The following is a 402-nucleotide window of genomic DNA, read 5'->3' as shown; positions in this document are numbered from 1 at the left end:
GTTATGGGGTCAAAGACCGCTGCCCCCAATGGCGAGGAAGAGGGCGGTGCGGTCCGGTGAGTGGCTTTTCGGCCTCAGCAGTGCACGTCCACCCTGATGACCGTGTTGTTGCCGTCGAGCGGGCGTTCGGTCCACGCCTCGACCCGGTCCCATGTGCCGTTGACGTAGGTGACGGTGAAGGCGTTGCCGTGGGCTTTGGCCCAGGAGAAGCGGTCGTTGATGGGGTTGTAGCCGCAGCTGTTCATGTTCCACCACCGTCCTGCGTCCGACGCGAGGCGGATGCAGGCTTTGCCCCAGTCGCACTGCGGTGACCAGTCCTTGTGGCTGGGCGAGTCAGTGGCGGGGCCGCTGGCGAGAGCGACGGCGGCTCCCATAGCGGTCGCCAGGACGGTGGCACGGGAC

The 402-nt window shown here is 66.7% G+C and carries 1 protein-coding gene; it reads right to left on the bottom strand.

Annotated elements, in window-relative coordinates:
* Positions 1-74 precede the first annotated feature (74 nt).
* Positions 75-402 (bottom strand): hypothetical protein (locus GJQ66_RS12170; RefSeq protein WP_230379572.1); only part of this gene is annotated, 328 nt, incomplete at its 5' end.

This window comes from Microbacterium sp. ZXX196 (assembly GCF_009709595.1).
GTDB lineage: Bacteria > Actinomycetota > Actinomycetes > Actinomycetales > Microbacteriaceae > Microbacterium > Microbacterium excoecariae.
This window is presented reverse-complemented; position numbering and strand designations above follow the sequence as displayed.